26 protein-coding genes are annotated in these 23,392 nt (G+C 67.4%); 13 read left to right on the top strand and 13 right to left on the bottom strand.

Annotated elements, in window-relative coordinates:
- Positions 1–38 precede the first annotated feature (38 nt).
- On the top strand, positions 39–476 hold the full coding sequence (locus ACSC1R_RS05255; protein ID WP_439028026.1) for an SRPBCC family protein: 438 nt from the start codon (positions 39–41) through the stop codon (positions 474–476).
- A 13-nt stretch (positions 477–489) separates the two neighbouring features.
- Here the strand turns inward: ACSC1R_RS05255 and ACSC1R_RS05250 are convergent, their stop codons facing one another.
- Complete coding sequence (locus ACSC1R_RS05250; protein WP_439028025.1) at positions 490–1,941, bottom strand: aldehyde dehydrogenase family protein; 1,452 nt, start codon at positions 1,939–1,941, stop codon at positions 490–492.
- Between the two features lie 139 nt (positions 1,942–2,080).
- Here ACSC1R_RS05250 and ACSC1R_RS05245 point away from each other — a divergent pair, with 139 nt between their 5' ends.
- The 5 genes from ACSC1R_RS05245 (at position 2,081) to ACSC1R_RS05225 (ending at position 7,746) form a co-directional block, all read left to right on the top strand.
- Complete coding sequence (locus ACSC1R_RS05245) at positions 2,081–2,779, top strand: hypothetical protein (RefSeq protein WP_439028024.1); 699 nt, start codon at positions 2,081–2,083, stop codon at positions 2,777–2,779.
- Between the two features lie 38 nt (positions 2,780–2,817).
- Positions 2,818–3,591 (top strand): helix-turn-helix transcriptional regulator, encoded by a 774-nt coding sequence (locus ACSC1R_RS05240; protein WP_439028023.1) that lies wholly within the window; start codon positions 2,818–2,820, stop codon positions 3,589–3,591.
- Positions 3,592–3,705: 114 nt separating this feature from the next.
- On the top strand, positions 3,706–4,863 hold the full coding sequence (locus ACSC1R_RS05235; RefSeq protein ID WP_439028022.1) for an outer membrane protein assembly factor BamB family protein: 1,158 nt from the start codon (positions 3,706–3,708) through the stop codon (positions 4,861–4,863).
- A gap of 68 nt (positions 4,864–4,931) precedes the next feature.
- Positions 4,932–7,022, top strand: a complete 2,091-nt coding sequence (gene ligA, locus ACSC1R_RS05230) for an NAD-dependent DNA ligase LigA (RefSeq protein ID WP_439028021.1) — start codon at positions 4,932–4,934, stop codon at positions 7,020–7,022.
- 61 nt (positions 7,023–7,083) lie between these two features.
- Positions 7,084–7,746 (top strand): HAD family hydrolase, encoded by a 663-nt coding sequence (locus ACSC1R_RS05225; protein WP_439028020.1) that lies wholly within the window; start codon positions 7,084–7,086, stop codon positions 7,744–7,746.
- Between the two features lie 75 nt (positions 7,747–7,821).
- Here the strand turns inward: ACSC1R_RS05225 and ACSC1R_RS05220 are convergent, their stop codons facing one another.
- The 9 genes from ACSC1R_RS05220 to ACSC1R_RS05180 all read right to left on the bottom strand — a co-directional run bounded on the left by ACSC1R_RS05220 (position 7,822) and on the right by ACSC1R_RS05180 (position 14,281).
- Positions 7,822–8,658, bottom strand: a complete 837-nt coding sequence (locus ACSC1R_RS05220) for an ABC transporter permease (RefSeq protein ID WP_439028019.1) — start codon at positions 8,656–8,658, stop codon at positions 7,822–7,824.
- Positions 8,655–9,605, bottom strand: a complete 951-nt coding sequence (locus ACSC1R_RS05215; RefSeq protein ID WP_439028018.1) for an ABC transporter ATP-binding protein — start codon at positions 9,603–9,605, stop codon at positions 8,655–8,657. Before ACSC1R_RS05215 ends, ACSC1R_RS05220 begins: the two co-directional genes overlap by 4 nt.
- 44 nt (positions 9,606–9,649) lie before the next feature.
- A complete protein-coding gene (locus ACSC1R_RS05210) occupies positions 9,650–10,513 on the bottom strand; it encodes an ABC transporter permease (protein WP_439028017.1) in 864 nt (287 codons plus the stop codon).
- Positions 10,510–11,424 (bottom strand): ATP-binding cassette domain-containing protein, encoded by a 915-nt coding sequence (locus ACSC1R_RS05205; RefSeq protein WP_439028016.1) that lies wholly within the window; start codon positions 11,422–11,424, stop codon positions 10,510–10,512. Before ACSC1R_RS05205 ends, ACSC1R_RS05210 begins: the two co-directional genes overlap by 4 nt.
- A gap of 80 nt (positions 11,425–11,504) precedes the next feature.
- Positions 11,505–12,347 (bottom strand): ABC transporter permease subunit, encoded by an 843-nt coding sequence (locus tag ACSC1R_RS05200; RefSeq protein WP_439028015.1) that lies wholly within the window; start codon positions 12,345–12,347, stop codon positions 11,505–11,507.
- Complete coding sequence (locus ACSC1R_RS05195) at positions 12,344–13,321, bottom strand: ATP-binding cassette domain-containing protein (protein WP_439028014.1); 978 nt, start codon at positions 13,319–13,321, stop codon at positions 12,344–12,346. The genes ACSC1R_RS05200 and ACSC1R_RS05195 overlap by 4 nt, the downstream gene beginning before the upstream one ends.
- 129 nt (positions 13,322–13,450) lie before the next feature.
- Positions 13,451–13,573 (bottom strand): hypothetical protein, encoded by a 123-nt coding sequence (locus tag ACSC1R_RS05190; protein ID WP_439028013.1) that lies wholly within the window; start codon positions 13,571–13,573, stop codon positions 13,451–13,453.
- Between the two features lie 53 nt (positions 13,574–13,626).
- Complete coding sequence (locus ACSC1R_RS05185; protein ID WP_439028012.1) at positions 13,627–13,890, bottom strand: hypothetical protein; 264 nt, start codon at positions 13,888–13,890, stop codon at positions 13,627–13,629.
- An 85-nt stretch (positions 13,891–13,975) separates the two neighbouring features.
- Positions 13,976–14,281: a hypothetical protein gene (locus tag ACSC1R_RS05180; protein ID WP_439028011.1), complete on the bottom strand. Its 306-nt coding sequence runs from the start codon at positions 14,279–14,281 to the stop codon at positions 13,976–13,978.
- A 120-nt stretch (positions 14,282–14,401) separates the two neighbouring features.
- Between ACSC1R_RS05180 and ACSC1R_RS05175 the strand changes: the two genes are divergently transcribed.
- Both ACSC1R_RS05175 and ACSC1R_RS05170 read left to right on the top strand, forming a co-directional pair.
- Positions 14,402–16,168 (top strand): excinuclease ABC subunit C, encoded by a 1,767-nt coding sequence (locus ACSC1R_RS05175; protein ID WP_439028010.1) that lies wholly within the window; start codon positions 14,402–14,404, stop codon positions 16,166–16,168.
- Positions 16,169–16,322: 154 nt separating this feature from the next.
- Positions 16,323–17,555, top strand: a complete 1,233-nt coding sequence (locus ACSC1R_RS05170) for a putative manganese transporter (protein ID WP_439028009.1) — start codon at positions 16,323–16,325, stop codon at positions 17,553–17,555.
- 20 nt (positions 17,556–17,575) lie between these two features.
- On the opposite strand, the gene nhaC is transcribed toward ACSC1R_RS05170, so the two are convergent.
- On the bottom strand, positions 17,576–19,036 hold the full coding sequence (nhaC, locus tag ACSC1R_RS05165) for a Na+/H+ antiporter NhaC (RefSeq protein WP_439028008.1): 1,461 nt from the start codon (positions 19,034–19,036) through the stop codon (positions 17,576–17,578).
- Between the two features lie 201 nt (positions 19,037–19,237).
- Here nhaC and ACSC1R_RS05160 point away from each other — a divergent pair, with 201 nt between their 5' ends.
- Positions 19,238–19,720 (top strand): acyl-CoA thioesterase, encoded by a 483-nt coding sequence (locus ACSC1R_RS05160; RefSeq protein WP_439028007.1) that lies wholly within the window; start codon positions 19,238–19,240, stop codon positions 19,718–19,720.
- Between the two features lie 21 nt (positions 19,721–19,741).
- Here the strand turns inward: ACSC1R_RS05160 and ACSC1R_RS05155 are convergent, their stop codons facing one another.
- On the bottom strand, positions 19,742–19,894 hold the full coding sequence (locus ACSC1R_RS05155) for a hypothetical protein (protein ID WP_439028006.1): 153 nt from the start codon (positions 19,892–19,894) through the stop codon (positions 19,742–19,744).
- Between the two features lie 268 nt (positions 19,895–20,162).
- Between ACSC1R_RS05155 and ACSC1R_RS05150 the strand changes: the two genes are divergently transcribed.
- The 4 genes from ACSC1R_RS05150 (at position 20,163) to ACSC1R_RS05135 (ending at position 22,626) form a co-directional block, all read left to right on the top strand.
- Positions 20,163–21,275 carry a TSUP family transporter gene (locus ACSC1R_RS05150; protein ID WP_439028005.1) on the top strand — a complete coding sequence of 371 codons (1,113 nt, stop codon included), beginning with the start codon at positions 20,163–20,165 and terminating at the stop codon, positions 21,273–21,275.
- Positions 21,276–21,314: 39 nt separating this feature from the next.
- Positions 21,315–21,752 carry a universal stress protein gene (locus ACSC1R_RS05145; RefSeq protein WP_439028004.1) on the top strand — a complete coding sequence of 146 codons (438 nt, stop codon included), beginning with the start codon at positions 21,315–21,317 and terminating at the stop codon, positions 21,750–21,752.
- Positions 21,753–22,178: 426 nt separating this feature from the next.
- Positions 22,179–22,394, top strand: a complete 216-nt coding sequence (locus ACSC1R_RS05140; RefSeq protein ID WP_439028003.1) for a hypothetical protein — start codon at positions 22,179–22,181, stop codon at positions 22,392–22,394.
- A gap of 70 nt (positions 22,395–22,464) precedes the next feature.
- Positions 22,465–22,626, top strand: coding sequence for a hypothetical protein (locus tag ACSC1R_RS05135; RefSeq protein ID WP_439028002.1), 162 nt, complete (start codon positions 22,465–22,467; stop codon positions 22,624–22,626).
- A 55-nt stretch (positions 22,627–22,681) separates the two neighbouring features.
- Here the strand turns inward: ACSC1R_RS05135 and ACSC1R_RS05130 are convergent, their stop codons facing one another.
- A complete protein-coding gene (locus ACSC1R_RS05130) occupies positions 22,682–23,389 on the bottom strand; it encodes a DUF4013 domain-containing protein (protein ID WP_439028001.1) in 708 nt (235 codons plus the stop codon).
- Positions 23,390–23,392 lie beyond the last annotated feature (3 nt).

Here is a 23,392-nt window from a genome sequence, read left to right as displayed (position 1 = left end):
GGCGATATCGTCATACTCTCTGGGGACCTCCTTCGGACATGAACGAAGTCGAGACGACAATCGACATCAATGCCCCCGCAGACGTCGTCTGGACGGTTCTGACAGATTTCGAGCGGTACGCCGAGTGGAATCCGTTCATCACAGACGCGCGGGGACGTGTCGTCGAAGGAGAAGACATCGAGATTCGGCTCGACACGCCGGGGGGCCGGAGCGTCCGCCTCGAACCGACGGTACTCGCAGTCACGGAGAACGAGTTGCTCCAGTGGCGAGGCCAGTACCTCGCCCCGAGACTGTTCGATGGCACACACACGGTCGAACTCGAAGCCCTCGACGAGAGTCGAACCCGTGTCGTCCAGCGAGAGGAGTTCACCGGGACCGCGACGGACCAGGTGTTCGGGGCGACGTCGTTCCGGGACGGACTGGACGCGATGAACCGCGCGCTGAAAGAACGGACCGAGTCGATAGTCGTACTCTGAGCAGACCGGTCGATTAGCCGAGGTTGACGTTGACGTTCTTGACCTGCGTGTACTCGCGGATGGCCTCTTCACCCTGCTCGCGACCGTTACCGGACTGCTTGTAGCCGCCGAAGGGTGTCTGCGGGAACGTCACCGGGTACTCGTTGATAGAGACCATCCCGTAGTCGAGGGCCTCCGCGAGGCGGTGACCGCGCGTGATGTCGGTCGTCCAGATGCCGGCCATCAGGCCGTACGGGGAGTCGTTCGCGACTTCGAGGGCCTCCGCCTCGCTCTCGACCTCGATGACCGAGAGGACGGGGCCGAATATCTCCTCACGAGCGACGGCCATGTCGTTGGTCACGTCGGTGAGGACCGTCGGCTCGAAGAAGTGACCGGTCTCCCTGTCGGCGGGACGGCCGCCACCGGTGGCGACCGTCGCACCGGCCTTCCTGGCCTCCTGTACGTACTTCGAGACGGTTTCGAACTGGTTCGCGGAGACGAGGGGCCCCATCCGACCGTCGTCGTCGATGCCCGACCCGAGCGGCATGGCTTCGGCCATCCCGACGACCTGCTCGACGACCTCGTCGTGGACGTCCTCGTGGACGACCAGGCGCGAACCGGCCCAGCACATCTGACCGCAGTTCATGAAGATGCCGTTGCGGATGCCCGCGGCGGCCGAATCGAGGTCCGCATCGGGGAAGACCAGCTGTGGGCCCTTCCCGCCGAGTTCCAGCGTGACGCCCGTGACGTTCTCGGCGGCCGACGCCATCACGCGCTTGCCGATTCCGGTCGACCCCGTGAAGGCGACGTGTTCTACGTCCTCGTGGGTCGTGAGCTGGTCACCGGCCTCGCTGCCCTCGCCGGGCACGACGTTCATCACGCCGTCGGGCAGGCCGGCCATCTCGGCCGCCTTCGCGTAGTACAGCGCCGACAGCGGGGTCTGGCTGGACGGCTTCAGGACGCAGGTGTTCCCGCAGGCCAGCGCCGGGGCGAGCGAGCGCCCGGCGAGCTGGAACGGGTAGTTCCACGGCGAGACGTGGGCGGTAACCCCGAGGGGTTCACGGCGGGTGTAGTTCAGGCGCGGGCCATCGACCGGGACCGTCGAGCCGGTCACCTTGTCGGTCCAGCCGGCGTAGTACCGGAACGTGTCCACGACCATCCCCACGTCGATGGACGCCTCGAACGGCGTCTTCCCGTTGTCGTGGGACTCGACGAGGACGATTTCGTCTTTCAGCTCCTCGATGGCGTCGGCCATGGCGTCGAGCTTCCGGCCGCGCTCGCCGGGGCCCATGCGCCGCCACTCGGAGTCGCGCAACGCGGCGCGGTCGGCCGCCGCCACGGCACGGTCGACGTCTTCACGCCCGGCGCAGGCCACCTCGGCGTACTGCTCTTCTGTGGCCGGGTCGAACGTCTCGATGGTCTCGCCGGACTCGGCGTCGGTCCACTCGCCGTCGATGTACAGTCTGGTCGGGCCGTCGTAGGACATGTACGGCGATTCGGAAGCAAGTCAATTAGGTTTACTGGATGTCAATATATGCCATAACAGTAACCATATTTGATTACGCCGACTGGCGGCGCGAATCCCCCGCATGCTCAAGACCGCTGCCGGTGAACTGACGCTATCCATGGCGACAGGCCCCCACGTGACGGACGACTACCGGTGCTCGGAGTGTGGCGGCCGGGTCGGCGCGACGAGTCGCCACTGCATGCACTGCGAGGCCGACTTCGGACCGCGGGACGACTACGACGGGAGCGGCGAGGGTGGCGACGAGCCAAGCGACGCGGAACGGCTGATGGCGGCGTTCACCGGCGGCGAACACCCAGGCGCTCCTTCGCCTCCACCAGCCGACGAACGCTCCGGAACCGGCCACGGCCAGCCGAGCGAGGACGCGGTGCGCCTGCAGGCGGCGCTGACGAAGGGCCATCCATCGCACTCGTCGGGTGACGAACGCCTCGGCACCGAAATCGGGACCAGCGCGGTCGGGGTGCTCGCCGGCGTCGTCCTCGGCCCCGCGGCGTTCCTCTCGACCATCACGCTCGGGTGGGTCGCCTTCCCCGTCGGGTTCGTGGCCTGGGCCGCCGGGACCTTCCTCGTCGCCCGCGAGGAGGCCCTGCGTGACGCGGTCGGCCTCGCCATGCAACTGCTGGCGCTCCCGGTGCTGTTCTTCCCGGTGAGCCTCGCGCTCCCGACGCTGACTGAACAACTGCTGTCGGGGTCGTTCGACGCGGCTGTCGACAACCTGCTCGGAGCGGCCGTCGCGGAACTGTTCTTCGCCGTGGTGTGGGTCCCGTTGCTGGTGCTGGGCCGGTGGCTGCACCGGTAGCGGGAGGATTTACCCTGCTCGCCGACAGATGCCGAGACATGCCACAGGACCACGCCGCCTTCCTCGCCGGGTCGCCCAGCCGGGTGCGACTCCTCGCGGCCCTCGACGACGGGGACGGGACACCGGCCGACCTCGCCGAGGCGACCGGTATCGCCCACCGGAGCGTCCAGCGGAACCTCGGCGACATGGTCGAGCGCGGCTGGGTCGAGAAGCGCGCGGGAGCCTACCGGCTGACCGCGGTCGGCCGACTGGTCGCCGCCGAACAGGCCCGTCACGAGCGGGCTCTCGACCGCCTCGACAGGTTCGAACCGCTGCTGGGGCACCTGCCCGCCGACCACACCCCGCCGCTCGACGCGCTCGACGGCGTGACCCTCGTGAGCGCCGCCCCAGACCGCCCGCAAGCGCCCATCCAGCACTACGTCCAGTCCGTCGAGGGGTTCGACCCGACCACGATTCGCATCGCGCTCCCCGTCCTCAGCCGGCTGTTCCACCGGGTCCACGGAGAACTGGCGTTCGACGGCGCACACACCGAACTCGTCCTCGGGTACGAGACGATGGCGCGGGCGGCCGACCTCAACCCGCTGGAGTTCGCAGCCCTGCGCCGGGTCGGCATCATCGACCTGTACGTCTGCGACGACCCTGTCGGCTGCGGCGTGACCGTCGGTGACGGCCGGGCCGTCCTCGGGGCCTACGACGCCGACGGGAACATGCGCGCCTGCGCCGCGGGCGACGGCCGGTTCCACGACTGGGCGAGCGACCTGTACCGGCGCTATCGGGAGGCGGCAAAACCGCTGAGCGAGACGGACATCTGAGCCGACTTCGGTCCCTCGCTGTGGGCGCGTCTCGCCACCTCACCGTGCCCGCGCCACACCGTGTCGTCGACGACAGGCCGTGATGCAAAGACCCGCCGTCGCCGACGAACAGGTATGAAGCGCCCTCCACGACGCGCGTTCCTCGCGGCGACCGCGACCACCCTCCTCGGCGGCTGTGCGGCCACGCTCGGTGGGTCGGACGGTCCCGACGAATCGGCGTCGACGGTCACCGGCGGTGTCTGGCTCCAGGACCACGCCGACGCCCACAACACCGGGTCGAACCCCGAGGCAGCGGTCGCCTCGGGCAGGACCACGCGCTGGCAGACGAGCATCGGGCGACTGGCGTTCGCCTCGCCGGTCGTCCGCGAGCAGACCCTGTACGCGACCAGCGACAGCCACGTCCGGGCGCTCGACATCGAAGCCGGGGGCGAGCAGTGGAAGGTGTCGGTTGACGCGTCGCTCCTCTCGCCCGCACTCCACGGCGACCGGGTCCTCGTCGCCGGGATGGACGGAAGCCTGCGGAGCCTCGCCCAATCCGACGGGAGCGAGCACTGGCAGGTCGACGTGGGTACGAAACTCCGGTGCTCGCCGACGGTCGACGACGACCTCGTGGTGGTCGGCGGCGCGGAAGGCGAACTCGTCGCGGTCGACCACGACGGCTCCGAACGCTGGCGCACCCGGGTCGGCGAGGCCCACGTCCACAGCCCCCAGGTCGTCAACCCGCCCGCGCTCACCGGCGAGCGCGTGTTCGCCGGGAGCGAGGACACCCGTCTCGTCGCCTTCGACCGCGCCGACGGCGGGGAACTGTGGGCGTTCGAGGCGAGTGCCACGGTCGACGCCGCCCCGGTCGTCGTGGACGAGACCGTGTTCGTCGGCGACGCGACCGGGACGGTGCACGCGCTCGCCGTTTCGGATGGCAGCGAACGCTGGCACGCGAGGCCGGGCGAGGGGAGTTCCACGGTCGCCGTCGCCGACGGGACCGTCTTCGCGACCGGCGCGGGCCACGTCGCCGCCTACCGGGCCGACGACGGGACAGAGCAGTGGCGGACCGCGGTCGAGGGCGCACCGCTCTCGGCCCCGACCGTGGCCGGTGACACCGTGGTCGTCGGCGGGGTCGCCAGCCAGGTGGTCGGGCTGGCCGCCGCGGACGGGAGCGTGCGCTGGCGACAGGGCGTCGACGGGAAGGTGGCCACCGGCCCGACCGTCGCTGGCGAGAGCGTCTACGTCACCGACGGCTACTCTGGGACCCTCTACGCGCTCGGGCCAGCCTGAGCCCGGTCCGCCCGATGGACCGGGCCGAGTGGCATGGTTTACGTTCGGGTAGGAAGTAAGCGAGCGTAATGACCGAGGCCGACCTCGCGGACAACCCGTACATCGAAGCGCCGACGACAGACTTCGAGCCAGTCGCCGACCTCTCCGAGGGGGCGGCACGCGAGCAGGCCGCCCAGTTGCGCGAGGCCCTGCGCTACCACGACCGCCGGTACTACGTCGAGGCCAACCCCGTCATCCCGGACCGTGTCTACGACGCGCTGTTCTCGCGCCTGCAGGAACTCGAAACCGAGTTCGACCTCCAGACCGAGGACTCCCCGACGAAGCGCGTCGGCGGCGAACCGGTCGACCGCTTCGAGACGGTCGAACACGTCGCGCCGATGCTCTCCATCGACTCCTCCGGCGAAGAGGTGGACGTGCGCGAGTTCGACCGCCGCGTCCGAAACGCGGTCGGCGACGTGTCCTACGTCTGTGAGCCGAAGTTCGACGGCGTCTCTCTCGAAGTCATCTACGAGGACGGCACGCTCCAGCGGGCCGCGACCCGCGGCGACGGCTACGAGGGCGACGACGTGACGCGGAACGCGAGAACCATCGGCGCGCTCCCCCAGCGCCTGACCGGCGACTACCCCGACTTCCTGGCCGTTCGCGGTGAGGTGTACATGCCGAAGGCGGCCTTTCAAGAATACAACAAAGAGCGCGTCGAGCGCGGCGACGACCCCTTCGCGAATCCGCGCAACGCGACGGCCGGAACCATCCGCCAGCAGGACCCGAGCGTGGTCGCCGAGCGCCCCCTCTCTATCTTCTTCTTCGACGTGCTCGACTCCTCGAACGGGTGGGACACCCACTCCGACGCCCTCGCAGCGTTCCCCGACCTCGGCTTGCCCCTGAACGACCGCGTCGAGACCGACTGCGACGTAGAGGACGCCATCGACTACCGGAACCGGCTGCTAGAAGCGCGCGACGACCTCGACTACGAGATCGACGGCGTCGTCATCAAAGTCGACGACGTGGCGAAACAGGCGGAACTGGGCGCGACCGCCCGGGCCTCGCGCTGGGCCTACGCCTACAAGTTCCCGGCCCGGACCGAGGTCACGACGCTCGCCAACATCGCGGTACAGGTCGGCCGTACGGGTCGCATCACCCCCGTCGCGCTGCTCGAACCGGTCGACGTCGGCGGCGTGACGGTGTCGCGAGCCAGCCTGCACAACCCCAGCGAGATAGAGGAGATGAACCTGAACGTCGGCGACGAGATTCGCCTCGAACGCGCCGGCGACGTGATTCCGTACGTCGCGGAGGTCGTCGAGAAACACAGCGACGGCCACTTCGAACTGCCCGAGACCTGCCCGGTCTGTGCCAGCGTCATCGAACGCGACGGCCCGATGGCGTTCTGTTCCGGCGGTCTGGGCTGTCCCGCGCAGCTGAAACGCTCCGTGGAGCACTACGGGAGCGACACCGGCCTCGACATCGAGGGACTCGGCGCGGAGACCGTCGAGCAGTTCGCGGCGGCTGGTCTCGTCACTGACGGCATCGCGGACCTCTACCACCTGACCGAGGCCGACCTCGTGGACCTCGAAGGCTGGGGCGAGCGCAGCGCCGAGAAACTGCTCGCGGAGATAGAGAAGACGAAGGAACCGAAACTCCCCGATTTCCTGGCCGCCCTGGGCATCCAGAAGGTCGGCCCGGAGACCGCCCGCGGCCTCGCCGCCGAGTTCGGGACGTTCGAGGCCCTGCGCGAGGCCGCCGAGGCCGGCGACGAGGACCGCCTGCAGGGCATCGAGGACATCGGCCCAATCGTCGCCGAGACCATCGTCGACTTCTTCCAGAGCGAGGCGAACCAGCGCGTCCTCGACGGCCTCGCCACGGCGGGCGTCGACCCGCAGCCCTACGAGGTGGTGGGAGCTGACGAACTGGAGGGCCTGACGTTCGTGTTCACGGGGTCGCTCTCGGAATCCCGCAGCGAGTACCAGGACCTCGTGGAGCGCCACGGCGGCAGCGCCACCTCCTCGGTGTCGGGCAACACGGACTACCTCGTCGTCGGCGACAACCCCGGGCAGTCCAAGCGCGACGACGCCGACGCGAACGACGTACCGACCATCGACGAGGACGAGTTCTGGGACGTGCTGGCGGAGCGCGGCGTGACGGAAACACTCGGGGACGACTGAGCCGCCGAAGACTCCCCACGCCACCGAAACGACCAACTCCTCCTTCGAACTACGTCGAAACGTGACAGCCTACGATACGGTCCTCTTCGACAACGACGGGGTGCTCGTGGACCCGCCTGCACCCGAAACGCAGGCCGCGGCCATCCACGAGGCCTTCCGGGCGGTCGGTGTCGAGTCCCCCGACCCCGCCCACGTCGAGTACCTCTGCGGCGGCGTGTTCCCCGACGGCCTCCACGACATCGCGGCGACCTACGACCTCGACCCCGAGGCGCTGTGGACCGCCCGCGAGGAGTACGACGAGCGCTCCCAGTTCGCGAAGTTCCGCGACGGCACCCGCGACCGGTACGACGACGTGACGGCCATCACCGACCTCGACCTGCCGATGGGCGTCGTGAGCAGCAACCACCACAGCACCATCGCGTTCATCCTCGACCGCTTCGAGTGGAACCAGGTCTTCGACACCTACTACGGCCGCGAGATGACCATCGACAGCCTCACGAAGAAGAAGCCGAACACGCACTACCTCGACCGGGCGATGGCCGACCTCGGCGGCGAGACGGCCCTCTACGTCGGCGACAGCGACAGCGACGTACTCGCGGCCCACCGCGCCGGGATGGAATCGGTGTTCGTCCGGCGCGAACACAGCCGCGACACCGTGCTCACGGAGGAAGCCGATTACGAGGTGACGGACCTCCACGGCGTCGCAGACATCGTCGAGCGGTAGCCGCGTCCGCGTCCATCAGGTTCCGGGACAGGACACCACAGGCTCCAGTCGAAACGAAGGGGTATGCGGGGGCGCTCAGAGGTCGGCGTCCCGGAACCGGACGTACGCGAGTCCGAGCGGTACAGTCGCCCAGAGGGCCAGAACCACGGCCGCGACGGTCGGTTGCTGGTACCACGGTGGATTCGGGGGGACGGTGGTGCCGACGAATCCGAATCCGAACCCGAGTTTCGTGTCGAGTGCCACGCTCAGGTTCCGGAGCGCGGCGAGCGGCCCGAACTCGACGAACACTCGCACCCAGGTGGGAGTCGTCTGCGGGAACGAGAAGCCGTTCGCGACGAAGAGGACGACGAGGGGGATGAACCGCCAGACCCGGAAGAAGAACAGCAAGAAGACGCCGAAGGCGGCCGTGACTGTCAGGGCCCGACCGCTGAAGGCGGCGGAGAAGGCGGTGGCGAACCCGACGAACAGCACCGCCAGCACGGTCAACACGAGCAGCGACAGGAACGCGAACGGGAGGTCGAAGGGCGCGAGGAACAGTGCCGCGAGGAGGTGTGAGGTCACGAACGGCGTGAGGGTGAGCGCGAGGACGACCGCGAGGCGGCCGGCGAACGTCCCGAGCAGGAACTCCGCCCGCGAGAACGGCAGTCCGAGCAACACCTTGAGTTCGCCGTCGGCGCGTTTCGTGACGATTGCACCCTGGGCGAACGCCAGCCCAAGCAGCGGCGTCAGGTAGACGAAGCCCGCCAGGAGGAGCCCGACGAGCTGGGCACCGGTGGAGTCGGGCGTGGCGGTGTCCCCGAACACGTAGCCGATGGCGAGCCCGAGCAGGGCGAACAGGACGCCGACGACGTAGAGACTCTTCGAGCGTCGGCTGTCGTGGAAGTCCTTCTCGGCTATCAGTCGCCACGTCATCGGTCGGCCCCCGGCGTCGCCGCGTCGCGTGCTGGTCGCCTCCCGTCGTCTTGCGTGTAGGCGACGAACAGGTCCTCCAGCGAGGCCTCGCTCGTCTCGATGTTCTCGACGGTCGCACCGGCGTTGTAGCACGCCTGGACGACCATCCCCTTCGCGCGGTTCTCACAGCCCACGGTGATGGTGTGCCCCGACGCCTCGACCGAGGAGACACCGTCGAGCGTCCGGATACTCCCGGGCAGGCCGTCGGGGGCCGAGTCGAGGTCGACCCTCAACTGGCCGGTCGTCCCGGCGGCCTCGCGCAGGCCATCGATGGTGTCGATGGCGACGAGGGCTCCCTCGTTCAGGATGCCGACGCGGTCACACACGGCCTCGACCTGTTCGAGGATGTGGCTAGAGAAGAAGACGGTCGCACCCCGGTCGGCCTCCTCGAGGACGATTTCGCGCATCTCGCGGGCACCGGCCGGGTCCAGGCCGGTCGAGGGTTCGTCGAGGATGAGCAGGTCCGGGTCGCCCGCCAGCGCCATCGCGAGCATCAGGCGCTGTTTCATCCCCTTCGAGTAGCCGGTCGCGGCGCGGTCGGCGGCGTCGGGGATACCGACGCGTTCGAGCAGTCCCATCGGGTCCTCGTACCCCTGCTTCGCCTCGATGGCGAACTGGACGTGTTCCAGTCCGGTCATGTCTCCGAGCGGGCCGTAGCCGTCGGGGAGGACACCGGTCCGTTCTCGCACCGCGACCGTCTCCGCCTCGGCGTCCATCCCGAGGACGCGGACCTCGCCAGCGGTGGGGTACGCGTAGTTCAACAGGATGTCGATGGTGGTCGACTTCCCCGCCCCGTTCGGGCCGAGAAAGCCGAACACCTCGCCGTCCTCGACGGTGAGGTCGAGGTCGCGGAGGGCGGTGACTGCGCCGAAGCGCTTCGTGACGCCCCGGCACTCGATGGCGGTCATGCGCCAGTCATCTCCGGCCGGTCGTATAGGTCTTCTTCCGACAGTTAGAGGTCGGCGCGCTCGAACCGGAGGTAGCCGAACCCGAGCGCGGCGACGACCCAGAACCCGAGGAACAGGAAGCCGAGGGCGGGCTGTAAGAACCAGGCGTCGGTCGGGAGCGACACGGCGGCGGACTCGGGCAGGACCGCCTCACGGGCCGCGTTGTACGCGCCACTCGGGGCAACCCACGTCACGAGGTAGTACCACCCCGGGTAGTCGGCCGGGTTTACCGGGAGCGAGAAGCCGTTGACGAGGAACAGCGCCCCGGTCGGCACCACGTCCCACAGAACCTCGAAGACGAAGAAGATGCCAATCGCGAGCGTCGTCGCCCGCGAGCCGGAGCCGGTCGTCGCCGACACGCCGACGACGATGCTCACGTAGACGAACGCGAACAGCACCGTCAGCAGGGCGAACAGGACGTACTCGCCGAGCGGGAAGTCGACGCCGTACCCCACCGCGACGAGGTAGGAGACGACGAATCCGAGGAGGACGGGGACCGCGAGCACCGCGGTCCGGCCGACCGTCTTCCCGACGAGCACGTCCAGCCGGGAGTGGGGCAGGCCGAGCAGGAGCTTCATGCTCCCCGAGTCGCGCTCGCCGGCGATGGACTTGTGACACGTCACGAGGGCCGTGATGGTCACGAACAGCGTGGTCGCGCTGGCGAGGAAGAGGAACGGGCCGAAGTTGACGCCAGCCGTACCGGCGCCGGCCGCGCCGCCCTGTCCCGCCGTCTCGAACAGTCCCTCGGTGAGCGCGAACACCGCGACCATCCCCGCCATGAGCAGGATGAACAGCGCGGAGATGGCCCAGAGCACCTTCGAGCGGACCGCGTCCTGGAAGTCCTTCCGGGCGACGACCGCCCAGCTCATGCCTCGGCCTCCGTGTACCGGACGAACAGCTCTTCGAGCGAGGTCTCCTCGGTCGCAAAGTCCTGCACGTCGACGTTCCACTGCTCCAGCGTCTCCAGCACCTGCATCTTCACGTTGGCCGACAGCGAGACAGTGAGTTCGCGCCCGGCGACCGAGAGGGAGGCGACACCCTCGATGTCCCTGACGGCGTCCTGAACCGACTCGTCGACGGGTTCCGTGGCCGTCACGACCAGCGTCTCGGCGCTCCCGGTCATGCCGTCGCGGAGGTTGTCGATGCTGTCGATGGCGACGAGTTGGCCCGACCGGAGGATGGCGACGCGGTCACAGACGGCCTCGACCTGTTCGAGAATGTGGCTAGAGAAGAACACCGTCGCACCGCGGTCTGCCTGTTCGCGGATTATCTCGCGCATCTGGCGGGCCCCGTTCGGGTCGAGTCCGGTCGTCGGTTCGTCGAGGATGAGCAGGTCCGGGTCACCAACGAGCGCCATCGCGAGGACGAGGCGCTGGGTCATCCCTTTCGAGTAGCCGCCGGCCTTGCGGTCTGCGGCGTCGGCGATGCGCACCTGCTCCAGCAGGTCGATGGGGTCGTCGTCCGCTCGCTTGGAGTCGATAGCGAACTGGACGTGCTGGCGGCCCGTCAACCGGTCGTACACGTGGTAGCCGTCGGGGAGGACGCCGACGCGCTGCCGAACCTGTTCTGGCTCCTGCTGCGGGTCGATGCCGAGGACACGACACGACCCCGAGGTGGGGCGGATGAAGTCGAGGAGGATGTCGATGGTCGTCGACTTCCCGGCTCCGTTGGGACCGAGGAAGCCGAACACCTCGCCCTCCTCGACCGTCATGGAGAGCGAGTCGAGCGCGAGGACCTCGTCGAAGCGCTTGGTGACGCTGTCGAGTTCGATGGCGGGCATACGTAGCAGTACGAAAACGGCTATGATAAATGTCGACAGCGGGCCGAAACAGGAACAGAACAGAACAGAGCGGTTCGGGCTCAGAGGTCCGCGCGGTCGAAGCGCAGGTACGCGATGCCGAGCGGGACGAGCAGCCAGAGGGCCAGCCAGACGAAGCCGAACCAGGGCTCGAGGTAGAACGCGTCGCGGCCCGCGAGGGTCGCGCCGGTGTTCGCACCGTCGATGACGGCGGTGAGTGCGGACTGGTAGGCCGCACTGGGCGAGAGGCTGACGATGCCGAAGTACCAGTCGGGGTACTCGGTGATCGAGCCCGGGAGGCTGAACCCGTTCGAGACGTACAGCAGACCCATCGGGATGGCACCCCAGAGGAGTTCGAGCACGGCGAAGGCGGCGAACGCCAGCGCCGACGCCTTGCCGGCCGTCGAGACGCTGGCCGAGATGGCCGTCATGAGCGCGATGTAGACGAACGCGAACACCAGGGTGATGCCCAGGAACAGGGCGTAGTCGACCAGGTTGTACGTGTCGTACAGCGCGACGACGACGCCGAGGGCGACCACCATCCCGAGGACGATGGGCAGGGCGAGCGTGACGGCGCGGCCGACGACCTTCCCGAACAGCACGTCCGCACGGGAGTGGGGCAGGCCGAGCAGCAGTTTCATCGAGCCCGACTCACGTTCACCGGCTATCGCCTTGTGGGCGATGACCAGCGCCGTGATGCTGATGAACAGCGTCGCCGAGGAGGCCAGGAAGTCGTACAGCCCGAGGGCGGAGAGTTCCGGGTCCGGGCCACCGTTGGTGGCGATCTCGGTGTATATCCACGCCATCCCGGCGGCGAACAGGACGAACAGCCCCGAGAGCAGCCACAGCGACCGCGACCGACGGGCGTCGGTGAAGTCCTTCTTCGCGACGACGGTGAGGCTCATTGGCGCACCTCCACGTCGCCGTCGGTCCGAACCGCGGCTTCGGGTCCGGTCCCGGCTTCGGGCGCGTCGGTGGTGAAGCTCATGAACAGGTCCTCCAGCGAGGTCTGTTCGGTGGCGAAGTCGCTGACGACGAGCCCGGTCGACTCGATGGCGTCGAGGACCGCGGTCTTCGCGCCGGTGTCACAGGCGACAGTCATGGTCGACCCCGCGGCGGTGACCGAGGTCACGCCGGGGAGTTGCTCGACAGCGTCGAGCACCTCGTCGGTGGGTTCGCCCTCGACGGTGACGGTGAGGGTCGCACCCCCGCCCATGCTGGCGCGAAGGTTCTCGATGGTGTCGACCGCGACGAGTCGGCCCCTGTTGAGGATGGCGACGCGGTCACAGACGGCCTCGACCTGTTCGAGGATGTGCGACGAGAAGAACACCGTCGCACCGCGGGCGGCCTCCTTGCGGATTATCTCGCGCATCTCGCGTGCCCCGTTCGGGTCGAGCCCCGTCGTGGGTTCGTCGAGGATGAGGACGTCGGGTTCGCCGACGAGCGCCATGGCGAGGATGAGGCGCTGTTTCATCCCCTTCGAGTAGCCGCCGGCCTTCCGGTCGGCCGCCTCCGCGATGCCGACACGCTCTAAGAGGTCCATCGGGTCCTCGTCCGACCCCTTCGAGTCGATGGCGAACTGGACGTGCTGGACCCCCGTGAGCCGGTCGTACACGTGGTAGGCGTCGGGCAGGACACCCACGCGCTTTCTGACCTCGATGCTGTCGGCCTGGGCGTCCATCCCGAGGACGCTGACGGTCCCTTCTGTGGGACGGATGTAGTCGAGCAGCATGTCGATGGTCGTCGACTTCCCGGCCCCGTTCGGCCCCAGGAAGCCGAATATCTCTCCCTCCTCGACCCTGAGGTCGAGGTCACGCAGCGCGACGACGTCTTCGCCGAATCGCTTCGTGACTCCTGAGATTTCGATAGCAGTAACCATACAGATAGTACAACGGACGAGTATTTATAGATACACTGAGGTATCGTAGCACGCGACCAGCAGACAGTAAACCGATTAAAAACACAGTATCTGAGAAATTATATCAGGCGGCGAGTATACAGTCACGAGTTACTCGCCGGGCGAGGCTACCCCCGTCTCGGCCAGTCGGCGACTGTACTTCGCCAGCGCGTCGTCTGGTGCCTCACCGGCATCGACGTCCAGTTCGTCTGCGAGGGCGAGCAACGAGAACAACGCGTCGCCGAGTTCGTCTGCTTCGACCGCGAGCGCGTCCGGGTTCGTCCAGCTCAGATGGCGTCGTCAGCGTCGTACTGCTCGGCCGTGCGCGTCGCCTCCTTCTCGTAGCGCTCGCGGGTCGCGTCGTCTCCGGTCGCTTCGAGACTGTCGATTGCCACTTCCTTCCCGGCCGTGACGGGGTTCCGGGTGAGGGAGTTCGCCGAGCGTTCCTGTTGCAGGTAGCGTTCGCCGTCGGGCGTCGCGTACACGATTGTCACGAGGTTCCGGTCGTCGAACGTTCGCTCGACCAGCCAGCACTGGACCGTGTCGGTCATGGTGGGCAGGTTGCCGCGGCGGCGGTTTGTATCTGCCGCCACGCTCCGGCCGGTCTCGCCGCCCGCAGCCGTCCACCCTCACCGGTCAGAAGGAGATGTCTACCTCGTCCCGAGGTGCCGGCTGGATGTCCGGGTGGTTGGCCCCGCGGTCGTCGTAGAACTTCCGCCCGATGTACTCGTCGCTCAGGTTGCCGAGGATGGTCTCTAGGAGTTCTGTCGCCGAGTTGTAACTGTCTCGCCCGAGCGGTTCGAGTATCGAAGCGATGCTCTCGGAGTCCGTCGTGTTCGGCGCTTCGACCTCCGTGGTCCCGATGCGGTCGAGGACCGAGTCGAGTTCGATGGGGTACTGCAGTTCCGTCTCCAGGTAGGCTTCGAGATTACCGAGTTGCATGACTAATCATTATAAATCTGCGGCGGGGATAGCGAGTAGCCCTTATGGACCAAGCCGAGTCGCGTGTCACCACGACGCCAACGAAACCCCCATGGGGAACCACCGCCTAGCGCGACCAGCATGGACGCGGCCGCCCTCCGAGACCGTGCTGGCGACCTCCCGACCGAGCCGGGGGTCTACCAGTTCCTCGAGGGGGACACCACCCTGTACGTCGGGAAGGCGGTCGACCTCAGGGCCAGAGTCCGGTCCTACGCCGACCCGCGGTCGGCCCGCATCCGCCGGATGGTCGACCGCGCCGACGGCCTCGACGTGGCCGTCACGGACACCGAGACGCAGGCGCTCCTCCTCGAAGCGAACCTCATCAAGCGCCACCAGCCACGGTACAACGTCCGGCTGAAAGACGACAAGTCCTACCCCCTCGTGCAACTGACCAACCACGAGTTCCCCCGCATCGAGGTGACCCGCGACCCCGGCGAAGAGGCGACGGTCTACGGCCCGTACACCGACAAGGGCCGCGTCGAGACGGTGGTCAAGGCCCTCCGCGAGACCTTCGGCGTGCGGGGGTGTTCCGACCACAAGTTCGCGAACCGCGAGCGGCCCTGCCTCGACTTCGAGATGGGACTGTGTACCGCACCCTGCACGGACGAGATTGCAGAACCAGCGTATCTCGCCGACGTGGAGTCGGTGAAACGGTTCTTCGCGGGTGAGGCCGGCGTCCTGGCGGACCCGCTCCGCAGCGAGATGGAGACCGCCGCTGCAGCCCAGAACTTCGAGCGTGCCGCGAACCTGCGGGACCGCCTCGCCGTCGTCGACTCCTTCCACGGGAGCGGCGGCGAGGCCGTCAGTGGCCGGAGCGACGAGCGCAGTGTCGACGTGCTCGGGGTGGCCATCCGGGGAACAGACGCGACGGTCGCTCGATTGCACGCCGAGGGTGGACAACTGGTCGAGCGCGACCGCCACACGCTGGACGCGCCGGACGTCACCGACACCGACACCGAGGACGAGCGCGACACCATCCCCGCCGTCCTCGCGGCGTTCCTCGTGCAGTTCTACGCCGAGCGCCGACTCCCGGACGCCGTCCTGTTGCCGGAACACCACGGCGACGACGAGGTCGCGGCGTGGCTCGACGCCGAGGGGGTCGCGGTCCGGGTTCCCGGCGCGGGCCGAGAGGCGAAGCTGGTCGAACTCGCGCTGAAGAACGCCCGCCGGAACGTCGGCCGCCGGGACGAATCGGCGGCACTCGCGGACGCCCTGGGCCTCGACCGTGTCACCAGAATCGAGGGGTTCGACGTGAGTCACGCCCAGGGCAAGGCCGTCGTCGGGTCGAACGTCACTTTCGTCGACGGCTCGCCCGAGAAGTCCGACTATCGGCGCAAGAAGCTCACCGAGGAGAACGACGACTACGCCAACATGCGGGCCCTGCTCCACTGGCGGGCAATCCGGGCGGTCGAGGGACGGGACGACCGGCCCGACCCGGACCTCCTGCTCATCGACGGTGGACAGGGGCAACTCGACGCTGCCCGGGACGCCCTCGACGAGGTCGGCTGGGACGTGCCCGCCATCGCGCTGGCCAAGCAGGAAGAGGAAGTCGTCACGCCCGACCGCACCTACGACTGGGCCGACGACGCCCCGCACCTCCACCTGCTCCAGCGCGTGCGCGACGAGTCCCACCGGTTCGCGGTGCAGTACCACCAGACGCTCCGGGACTCGGTCGAGACGGTGCTGGACGGCGTCGACGGCGTCGGCCCGGAGACCAGAAAGCGGCTCCTGCGCCGGTTCGGCAGCGTCGAGAACGTCCGAAAGGCGAGCCTCGACGAACTGCAGTCGGTCGACGGCGTCGGCGCGAAGACCGCCGACGCGATACACCGCGCCCTCGGCGGGGAGTGACCGGCCACAGACGACCCCCGGCCCGCCACGGCCGGCTTGCGCGCTCACCGGCATCTATTAGACCTTACTCAGCGTACTTCTGGTAATGAACAACGAGATTATTAGATATGTCTAAACTATATTCTGCGAGATTCGAAACCAGGAGGCATCGGCCATGAACGAGGTCGTCGACGTGACCCTCGGCTCCCTGCGCGACGGCTACGTGCAGGTGTCGGCGTTCGTCGCCATCACCGTCCTGCTGTTCGGACTGGTGCAGTACCGGACCGGCGGCGCACTGCTCACGAAGATCGAAGAGAACGAGCGACTCCAGCCGCTGTTCGGGGCGCTCATGGGCCTGACGCCCGGCTGTGGCGGTGCCATCGTGATGATGCCGCTGTACGTCCGGGGGACGGTCTCGTTCGGGACCGTCGTCGCGACGCTCATCGCGACCGCAGGTGACGCCGCGTTCGTCATCCTCGTGCTGGCGCCGGAGGCAGCCCTCCTAGCCTACGGTATCTCGTTCGTCGTCGCGGTCGTCTTCGGCTACCTCGTCGACACGGTCGGCCTCGGGGTGGGTCGAGTCGACGCCGCGGTCGCCCGGCTCCAGCCCGCGACGACCGACGGTGGGAGCGCAGTCGTCGGCCGGCGCAGCACGGTCACGCCGAACCCGGCGCACGACTACGGCTGTGACTGCCCGACCCACGCCCACGAACTCGGGCCGGACCGCCACTCACCGGTCCTCACGCCGCTGTCGCACGCTGCCCACGTCGTCTGGTGGGTCGCCGCGCTGGCCGCGGTCGTCCTCGGCGTGACCTACCTGGTGCGTGGCGCACCCGACGTGTCGATGACGCTCGGCCTCGGCTTCGACGGCCTGTTCACCGTGTTCGGGTTGCTCGGGACGACGCTGTCGTTCTACCTGTACTTCGTCGGCCGGCACTACATCGGCGAAGGCAGTGTCGGGAGAGTCCGCGAGTCGTTCGACTCCCTCTACCAGACGTTCCAGCATGCCGCGATGGAGACCAGTTTCGTCACGGTCTGGGTCATCGGCGCGTACCTGCTGTACGAGTACTTCCTGCTCGTGACCGGGGCGGACATCGCCGCGGCGGCACAGGCAGCAGGCGTCATCGCACCCATCGCGGGTGCCGCCGTCGGCCTGATTCCGGGCTGTGGCCCGCAAATCGTGCTCGCGGGCGTGTACGCCAACGGCGGCCTCCCGTTCTCGGCGCTGACGGCGAACGCCATCAGCCAGGACGGCGACGCGCTGTTCCCGCTCATCGCCATCGACAAGAAGGCCGCAATCGTCGCGAGCATCTACACCACCGTCCCGGCCATCGTGGTCGGGGTGGCGCTGCACCTGGTCTGGGGACCAGTGCTGGGGCTGCCGGAGTTCGGCTTCGGCGTGCTCTGAAGAGAATCGCTATTTTCGGGTCAGTCGTCGGCCGGCGAGGCGCGGCCCTTCGTGGCGGCGGGAGCCTCGTCCGTCGTCGTTATCTGCCAGCCGGTGACGGCCATGACGACGAGGATGCTCGGCGCGAGGAAGCCGAGGAAGTAGTACGGGGCGTACTCGAACGGGTGGACGCCCAGCACGCTCCACATGTACGCGCCGCCCGCGTTCCACGGGATGAGCGCGGAGGTGACCGTTCCGGACGCCTCGACCGCCCGCGAGAGGTTCTTGGACTCCAGGTCGAAGTCCTCGTACAGCCCGCGCAGTGTCATGCCAGGGACGACGATACTCATGTACTGCTCGGCGGCGAGGACGTTCATCGAGATTGCTGCGACCCCGGTGCCGAGGGTGAGGCTCGCGACGCTGTCGACGAACCCCGCGATGTGGTGGGCGATGGTCGCGATGACGCCGGTGCGCTCCAGCAGGCCACCGAGGGCGAGCGCGGCGACGACGATGGTGATGGTCCACGTCGAGCCCATCAGCCCGCTGGAGGCGAGGAGGCCGTTGACGAGTTCGGAGCCGGTCGCCGGGTCGGTCCCGTTCTGGGCGATGTCCCAGGCGGCCGTGAAGCCGACGCCCTGGACCGCGATGGTCGTCCCGACGCCAGCGAACACGCCCGAGATGAGCGCGGGGAGTGCCGGGAACCCGTAGAGAGCGAGTGCGAACGTCACCAGCAGCGGGAGGAAGACGAGGGGTGAGATGGCGTAGCTCCCACCGATGGCGGACTGGATGGTCTCGATGCGACCCACGGGGATGGAACCCGTCGCAGAGAGCCCGAGTGCCGCATAGAGGACGAGCGAGATAGCGGCCGCGAGGCCCGTCCCGACCCGCATCGTCCGGACGTGCTCCATCAGGTCCGTGTTCGTGACTGCGGCCGCGAGGTTGGTGGTGTCCGAGAGGGGCGATATCTTGTCGCCGGTGTAGGCCCCCGTCAGGATTGCACCGGCCGTCATCGGCGCGGGGACACCCAGCCCGGCTCCGATGCCCATGAACGCGACGCCGAGGGTCCCGGCGGTGGTCCACGAGGAGCCGATGGAGAACGCGACGACGGTCGCGAGCACGGCCGTCGCCGGCAGGAACACGGTCGGGGTCAGGAGTTCCAGACCGTAGTAGATGAGCCCGGGGATGGTCCCCGCCGAGGTCCAGGTCGCGATGAGCATGTAGATGGTGAACAGGATGAGGATGGCCTGCATGCCCATCCGGATGCCGTCGACGATACCCTCGAACAGCTCCTCCCAGGAGATACCGAGCCAGTAGCGCCCGACAGCCGCGGTGAGCGTCGCCCCCCAGACGATGGGGAGGTGGGGGTCGAGTCCGAGGACGATGGCCCCGATGCTGAGGAACACGACCATCCCGAGCAGCGGCACGAGCGCCTGCCCGAGCGACGGCCGCCGGTCCGCCGGGATGTCGTCGTACGTGAGTGGTTCGAACGAGAGGTCTGTCATCGGCCCGGTGTATTCCCAAGATGCATTAAAATCCGTTGTTGTATTACCACAAGATATCGAACAAAGACAGGTCTCTCAGAGAGAAACAGCAAGAGAGAGCCACCCACGGGCCAGAATACCGCACCACAGCCCCGAACACAAACCAGATTTAGTTAGAGAAATTCTAGTGGTTTTATTGTCCGCCGGAGCCCCGGTTCGGCCATGTACGAACACGACTCCGACACCGCCTCACTCGCCGAGTCCTACACCGAACTGAGCGAGATTCTGATGCCCGACGACACGAACAACATGGGCCGCGCTCTCGGCGGCTCCATCCTCCACTGGATGGACATCTGCGCCGCCATCGCCGCCCGCCGGTTCGCCCGCCGGCAGGTCGTCACGGCCGCGATGGACCACGTCGACTTCAAGAACGCCATCGACCTCGGCGACGTGGTCGTCGTCACCGGCTACGTGTTCGAGACCGGCGACGCCAGCATGGACGTCAAAGTCGAGGTCCGCTCCGAACGCCCCGAACAGGGCGAGTACGAACAGACCGCCACCTCCTTCTTCACGATGGTCGCAGTCGACGACCACGGCGACCCGACTGCGGTCCCCGACCTCGCCTGCGAGACCGAGATGGAGCAGGCGCTCCACGAGGCGGCACTGGAACGGCGGGAGAAACGGCGGGCTGCACTCGTCGCCTAACGACGCAGTCGCAGGGTCTGCTCAGCGAATCCAGCTGCGAATCGCGTTGGTCTGCATGTCGACGTACCGCTGCGGCCAGGTCCGGACGTGGTGCCGGAGCCGACCGACGAGCCCCGTCGGGACAGGTTCGGGAGGGTCTTCGAGAGGCTCCATCGAGTCGGCATCTTCGCGCACGGATCGACCTGGCTCTCTCTCGGGAGGTCGCTCTCGAAAACTCATTACGTATATGCATACCGGTGCATACCCAATAAACATTAGGGATACCGCCACGGGGTGGTTTCGTTCTTCTGCTGACGACAATAGCGTATGCACGCCCGGCATATCGACGGGAGATTCGTCCGAAAATAACCGGAAAACTGGACAGAACCAGGTGAAAACCCCCGGTTTTCGGGAGAAAGTAACGCTCTTATACCTGACTCTCAAACCGTGGCTTCACCACCACATGAGCTCGTCCTCATCGTACAGTAACATCCAGAAGACGTTTCTAAAGTACCAGCACGTGTTCGTGTTCCTGGCACCCGTGGTGTTCATCCTCGGCGTGTTCTTCTTCGCTCCCACGGAGGGAAGCGGTACGAGCTACTGGCTCGAATACTGGTGGCTCCTGCCGTTCTTCGTCCTCGGGGCGACGACCGTGAACACGGTGGGTATCAGCGGTTCGGCGCTGTTCGTCCCCTTCTTCATCTTCATCTTCCCGCTCTTCGCCGGGTACTCGCTCGAACCACAGACGCTCGTCGCCGTCGGCCTCATCAGCGAGTCCTTCGGCCTGTCGAGCTCTGCGCTCGCGTTCGTCCAGTACGGGCTCGTTGACCGCAAGCTCGCGCTCACCCTCGTCGGCGGGGCAGTCCCGTTCGTCGTCGGTGGCGCAGTGCTCTCCTTTTTCATCCCCGAGGCGGTGTTCCAGTCGCTGCTGGGTATCGCGCTGCTGGCAGCCGCGTTCTTGCTGTTCAAGGCGGACCTGGCCCACGAGGAGCCCGCGGGCTCCGACGACGACGACCACACCACCGCCGCCGACGGTGGCGAGATGCTCCCGAACGACGACGACAAGCTCGGTCCGGCCGGCGTCGAGACCGACGCCGACGGCATCGTCACCCGGGTCGACCGCGACGGTGAGGACTACACCTACGACCGCTCTGGCTACACCGAACGCTTCGCGAACTACAGCATCGGTGGCATCTTCCAGGGGCTCGCCGGCTTCGGTATCGGGGAACTCGGCATCATCTCGATGCTGCGCTCCTCGATTCCCGTCCGCGTCGCCATCGGGACCAACCACATCGTCGTCGCCTCGACGGCCATCCTGGCCTCGCTGGTCCACGTCTTCGGCGGCTCGTTCGTCCCCGGCGCGCACTCCATCGACATCGCGTCCACCCCCTGGAACATGGTCGTCTGGACCGTCCCGGCGACGGTGACCGGCGGGCAGATCGCCCCCTACGTCGCGTCCGCCCTCGACACCGAGACCATCAAACACGGTGTCGGTGTCCTGTTCGGCATCATCGCGGTCGCGCTGTTCATCATCGCCCGCGAGGGCATGCTGGACATTCTCACCGGTCTGGTCTAACCCACGACTTTTTCAGGGCCACGCGGTCGTTCTTCAGGTATGTACGACCACATCCTCTTGCCGACCGACGGGAGCGACGGCACCAGCGCCGCCGCGAAACACGCGGCCGAACTCGCGTCGACCTACGACGCGACCGTCCACGTCCTCTCCGTGGTCGACACCCGCAACCGGTTCGAGAGCCCCAGCGCCGGCATCTCCGCGACCGTCTGGGAGGAGACAGAACGCGAGCGCGCCGAGGCCGCCATCGAGTCCACGACAGCGACCCTGCCCGACGACGTGGCGACCGAGGCGGTCATCAGGGAAGGCGTCCCCAAGACCGCGATTCTCGAGTACGTCGACGAGAATCCCATCGACCTCGTCGTGATGGCGACCCACGGCCGCACCGGACTGGACCACTACCTCATCGGTAGCGTCGCCGAGAAGGTCGTCCGGCAATGCCCCGCGCCCGTGATGACGGTGCGCGAGGACGAGGCGTAGGCGCTCGGTTCTGCATTCGGGTTTCCGGGCGGCGCGCGCGGACGAGCGTGGTGAGCGCGAGGCGACGGCGTCGCCTCGCCGCGAACGGGGAGGAACGACCCGTGAGCCAGTGAAGCCGCGAGGCGGACGCGCGAGGTCCGCACGAGCGGTAGCGAGAGCGTGCTCGTGAGAGCTTGCTCTCACGGTGAACGACCGGAACGGAGCGGAGTGACACGGAGCAAAGTGGAGGGAGTCGGCTGGGGAGGAGGTGGCGTGGTGCTGTGCGGGGCGGTTTCTCACTGCCACCAGCGCGAGTGAACTGCTCGGTGTCACGTCCCACCGAATCGAGTGCGGGACAGCCGAGACCGCCGGGAACCACCGAAACACCCAGCTACCCGAACAGCATCAGGCCCAACGACTTTCCGACGCCAGTCACACACCACCAACATGTACACCTGGCAGTACTACGACCTCGTATTGCTGGCTGTCGCGTCCAGCATGGTCACCGGCGTCGGCGTGGGGATGCTCACCGCGGTCTCGATGTCCCTCGCCATCGTCAGCACCGGCCTCGTCGCCGCGGCCATCATCGGTCACGGGCTGTTCGTCCGCGGGCCCATCGACGACCCGCAGGACCTCACGGACGAAGTGGACACGCTGAACTGACCAGAACCCACGTTTCGGGCGGTCTGGGGCCCAACGAGACGATGTTCTCTCCAACAGGGTTCCTAGCAGGATGGGTTCGAGACCCACACTGTCCGGGACAGGAGGAGACCAACTCGCCCTCGCGACCGCGAGAATCTGGACCGCCCGCATCGTCGCCATCACGTCGACGGTCGAGGGCGCAGCCATCGCCGACCCGGGTGCTGCAACTCCTCGTCGTGGCCGCCGTCAGTAGCACGGGACTGGTGACCCTCGGCGTCCGAACGCTCCAGAAGAAGAGACTGGCCTGTTCAAAAGCTCGTCTGTGGCCGTCCCTCCGGCTGCTGGCGCTGTGCCCCGGGTGCGGCCTTGCGGGCGACCCGCCCGAGGTAGTTGAACACGCCAGCGGTGAGGATGAACTGGACGGCGAACCCGACCAGGATGAGGTACAGCGGCAGCGCGACGATGCTCCCGACCATCATGACGATTGCCGAGAGGACGACACCGACGAAGTAGGTGCTGTTGAACGCCAGCCGCTTGACCGACTGGAAGTCGAACGCGGCACCGAACTCGCCACGGGCGGCCACGCCGACCAGCGCCGCCGGCACCATGTAGTAGGCGGCGAACAGGACGACCATCCCGACGGCGATAAACGCGAACAGGACCATCGTCCCCACCCCGGCACCGGTGGCTCCACCGGCCTCGCTTCCGAGACCGAGAGAGAAGATGCCGAGCATCGGGACGAGGATAGCGAACACGAACGCCGGTATCCCGACGTACACCAGTGACACCCCGAACACGAGCGCCCCTTCTTTCAGCAGGCCTTCCCAGTCGTCGAACGTGGGGGCTTCACGGTCGCCGTTCAGCCCGGCTCGCATCGCTCGCAGTCCGTACCCGTAGATGAACAGCTGCGGGATGATGGGGATGACGAACGCAACGAGGTTCAACAACCCACCGATAGCGATGGTCTTCGTCGATTCTTCCCCCTGTAGCGGGAACTTCAGTGATTCACCAAGCACGTT

Origin of the sequence: Haloarchaeobius ordinarius (assembly GCF_051801355.1) — an archaeon.
Lineage (GTDB): Archaea > Halobacteriota > Halobacteria > Halobacteriales > Natrialbaceae > Haloarchaeobius.
Note: the sequence above shows the minus strand (reverse complement) of the source record. Positions and strands in the feature narration are given on the sequence as shown.

Excerpts from the sequence above, each read along its gene's own strand:
- ACSC1R_RS05255 (WP_439028026.1), top strand. The coding sequence starts at position 39 with ATGAACGAAGTCGAGACGACAATCGACATCAATGCCCCCGCAGACGTC.
- ACSC1R_RS05250 (WP_439028025.1), bottom strand. The coding sequence starts at position 1,941 with ATGTCCTACGACGGCCCGACCAGACTGTACATCGACGGCGAGTGGACC.
- ACSC1R_RS05245 (WP_439028024.1), top strand. The coding sequence starts at position 2,081 with ATGGCGACAGGCCCCCACGTGACGGACGACTACCGGTGCTCGGAGTGT.
- ACSC1R_RS05240 (WP_439028023.1), top strand. The coding sequence starts at position 2,818 with ATGCCACAGGACCACGCCGCCTTCCTCGCCGGGTCGCCCAGCCGGGTG.
- ACSC1R_RS05235 (WP_439028022.1), top strand. The coding sequence starts at position 3,706 with ATGAAGCGCCCTCCACGACGCGCGTTCCTCGCGGCGACCGCGACCACC.
- ligA (WP_439028021.1), top strand. The coding sequence starts at position 4,932 with ATGACCGAGGCCGACCTCGCGGACAACCCGTACATCGAAGCGCCGACG.
- ACSC1R_RS05220 (WP_439028019.1), bottom strand. The coding sequence starts at position 8,658 with ATGACGTGGCGACTGATAGCCGAGAAGGACTTCCACGACAGCCGACGC.
- ACSC1R_RS05215 (WP_439028018.1), bottom strand. The coding sequence starts at position 9,605 with ATGACCGCCATCGAGTGCCGGGGCGTCACGAAGCGCTTCGGCGCAGTC.
- ACSC1R_RS05210 (WP_439028017.1), bottom strand. The coding sequence starts at position 10,513 with ATGAGCTGGGCGGTCGTCGCCCGGAAGGACTTCCAGGACGCGGTCCGC.
- ACSC1R_RS05205 (WP_439028016.1), bottom strand. The coding sequence starts at position 11,424 with ATGCCCGCCATCGAACTCGACAGCGTCACCAAGCGCTTCGACGAGGTC.
- ACSC1R_RS05200 (WP_439028015.1), bottom strand. The coding sequence starts at position 12,347 with ATGAGCCTCACCGTCGTCGCGAAGAAGGACTTCACCGACGCCCGTCGG.
- ACSC1R_RS05195 (WP_439028014.1), bottom strand. The coding sequence starts at position 13,321 with ATGGTTACTGCTATCGAAATCTCAGGAGTCACGAAGCGATTCGGCGAA.
- ACSC1R_RS05185 (WP_439028012.1), bottom strand. The coding sequence starts at position 13,890 with ATGACCGACACGGTCCAGTGCTGGCTGGTCGAGCGAACGTTCGACGAC.
- ACSC1R_RS05180 (WP_439028011.1), bottom strand. The coding sequence starts at position 14,281 with ATGCAACTCGGTAATCTCGAAGCCTACCTGGAGACGGAACTGCAGTAC.
- ACSC1R_RS05175 (WP_439028010.1), top strand. The coding sequence starts at position 14,402 with ATGGACGCGGCCGCCCTCCGAGACCGTGCTGGCGACCTCCCGACCGAG.
- ACSC1R_RS05170 (WP_439028009.1), top strand. The coding sequence starts at position 16,323 with ATGAACGAGGTCGTCGACGTGACCCTCGGCTCCCTGCGCGACGGCTAC.
- nhaC (WP_439028008.1), bottom strand. The coding sequence starts at position 19,036 with ATGACAGACCTCTCGTTCGAACCACTCACGTACGACGACATCCCGGCG.
- ACSC1R_RS05160 (WP_439028007.1), top strand. The coding sequence starts at position 19,238 with ATGTACGAACACGACTCCGACACCGCCTCACTCGCCGAGTCCTACACC.
- ACSC1R_RS05150 (WP_439028005.1), top strand. The coding sequence starts at position 20,163 with ATGAGCTCGTCCTCATCGTACAGTAACATCCAGAAGACGTTTCTAAAG.
- ACSC1R_RS05145 (WP_439028004.1), top strand. The coding sequence starts at position 21,315 with ATGTACGACCACATCCTCTTGCCGACCGACGGGAGCGACGGCACCAGC.
- ACSC1R_RS05140 (WP_439028003.1), top strand. The coding sequence starts at position 22,179 with ATGTACACCTGGCAGTACTACGACCTCGTATTGCTGGCTGTCGCGTCC.
- ACSC1R_RS05135 (WP_439028002.1), top strand. The coding sequence starts at position 22,465 with ATGGGTTCGAGACCCACACTGTCCGGGACAGGAGGAGACCAACTCGCC.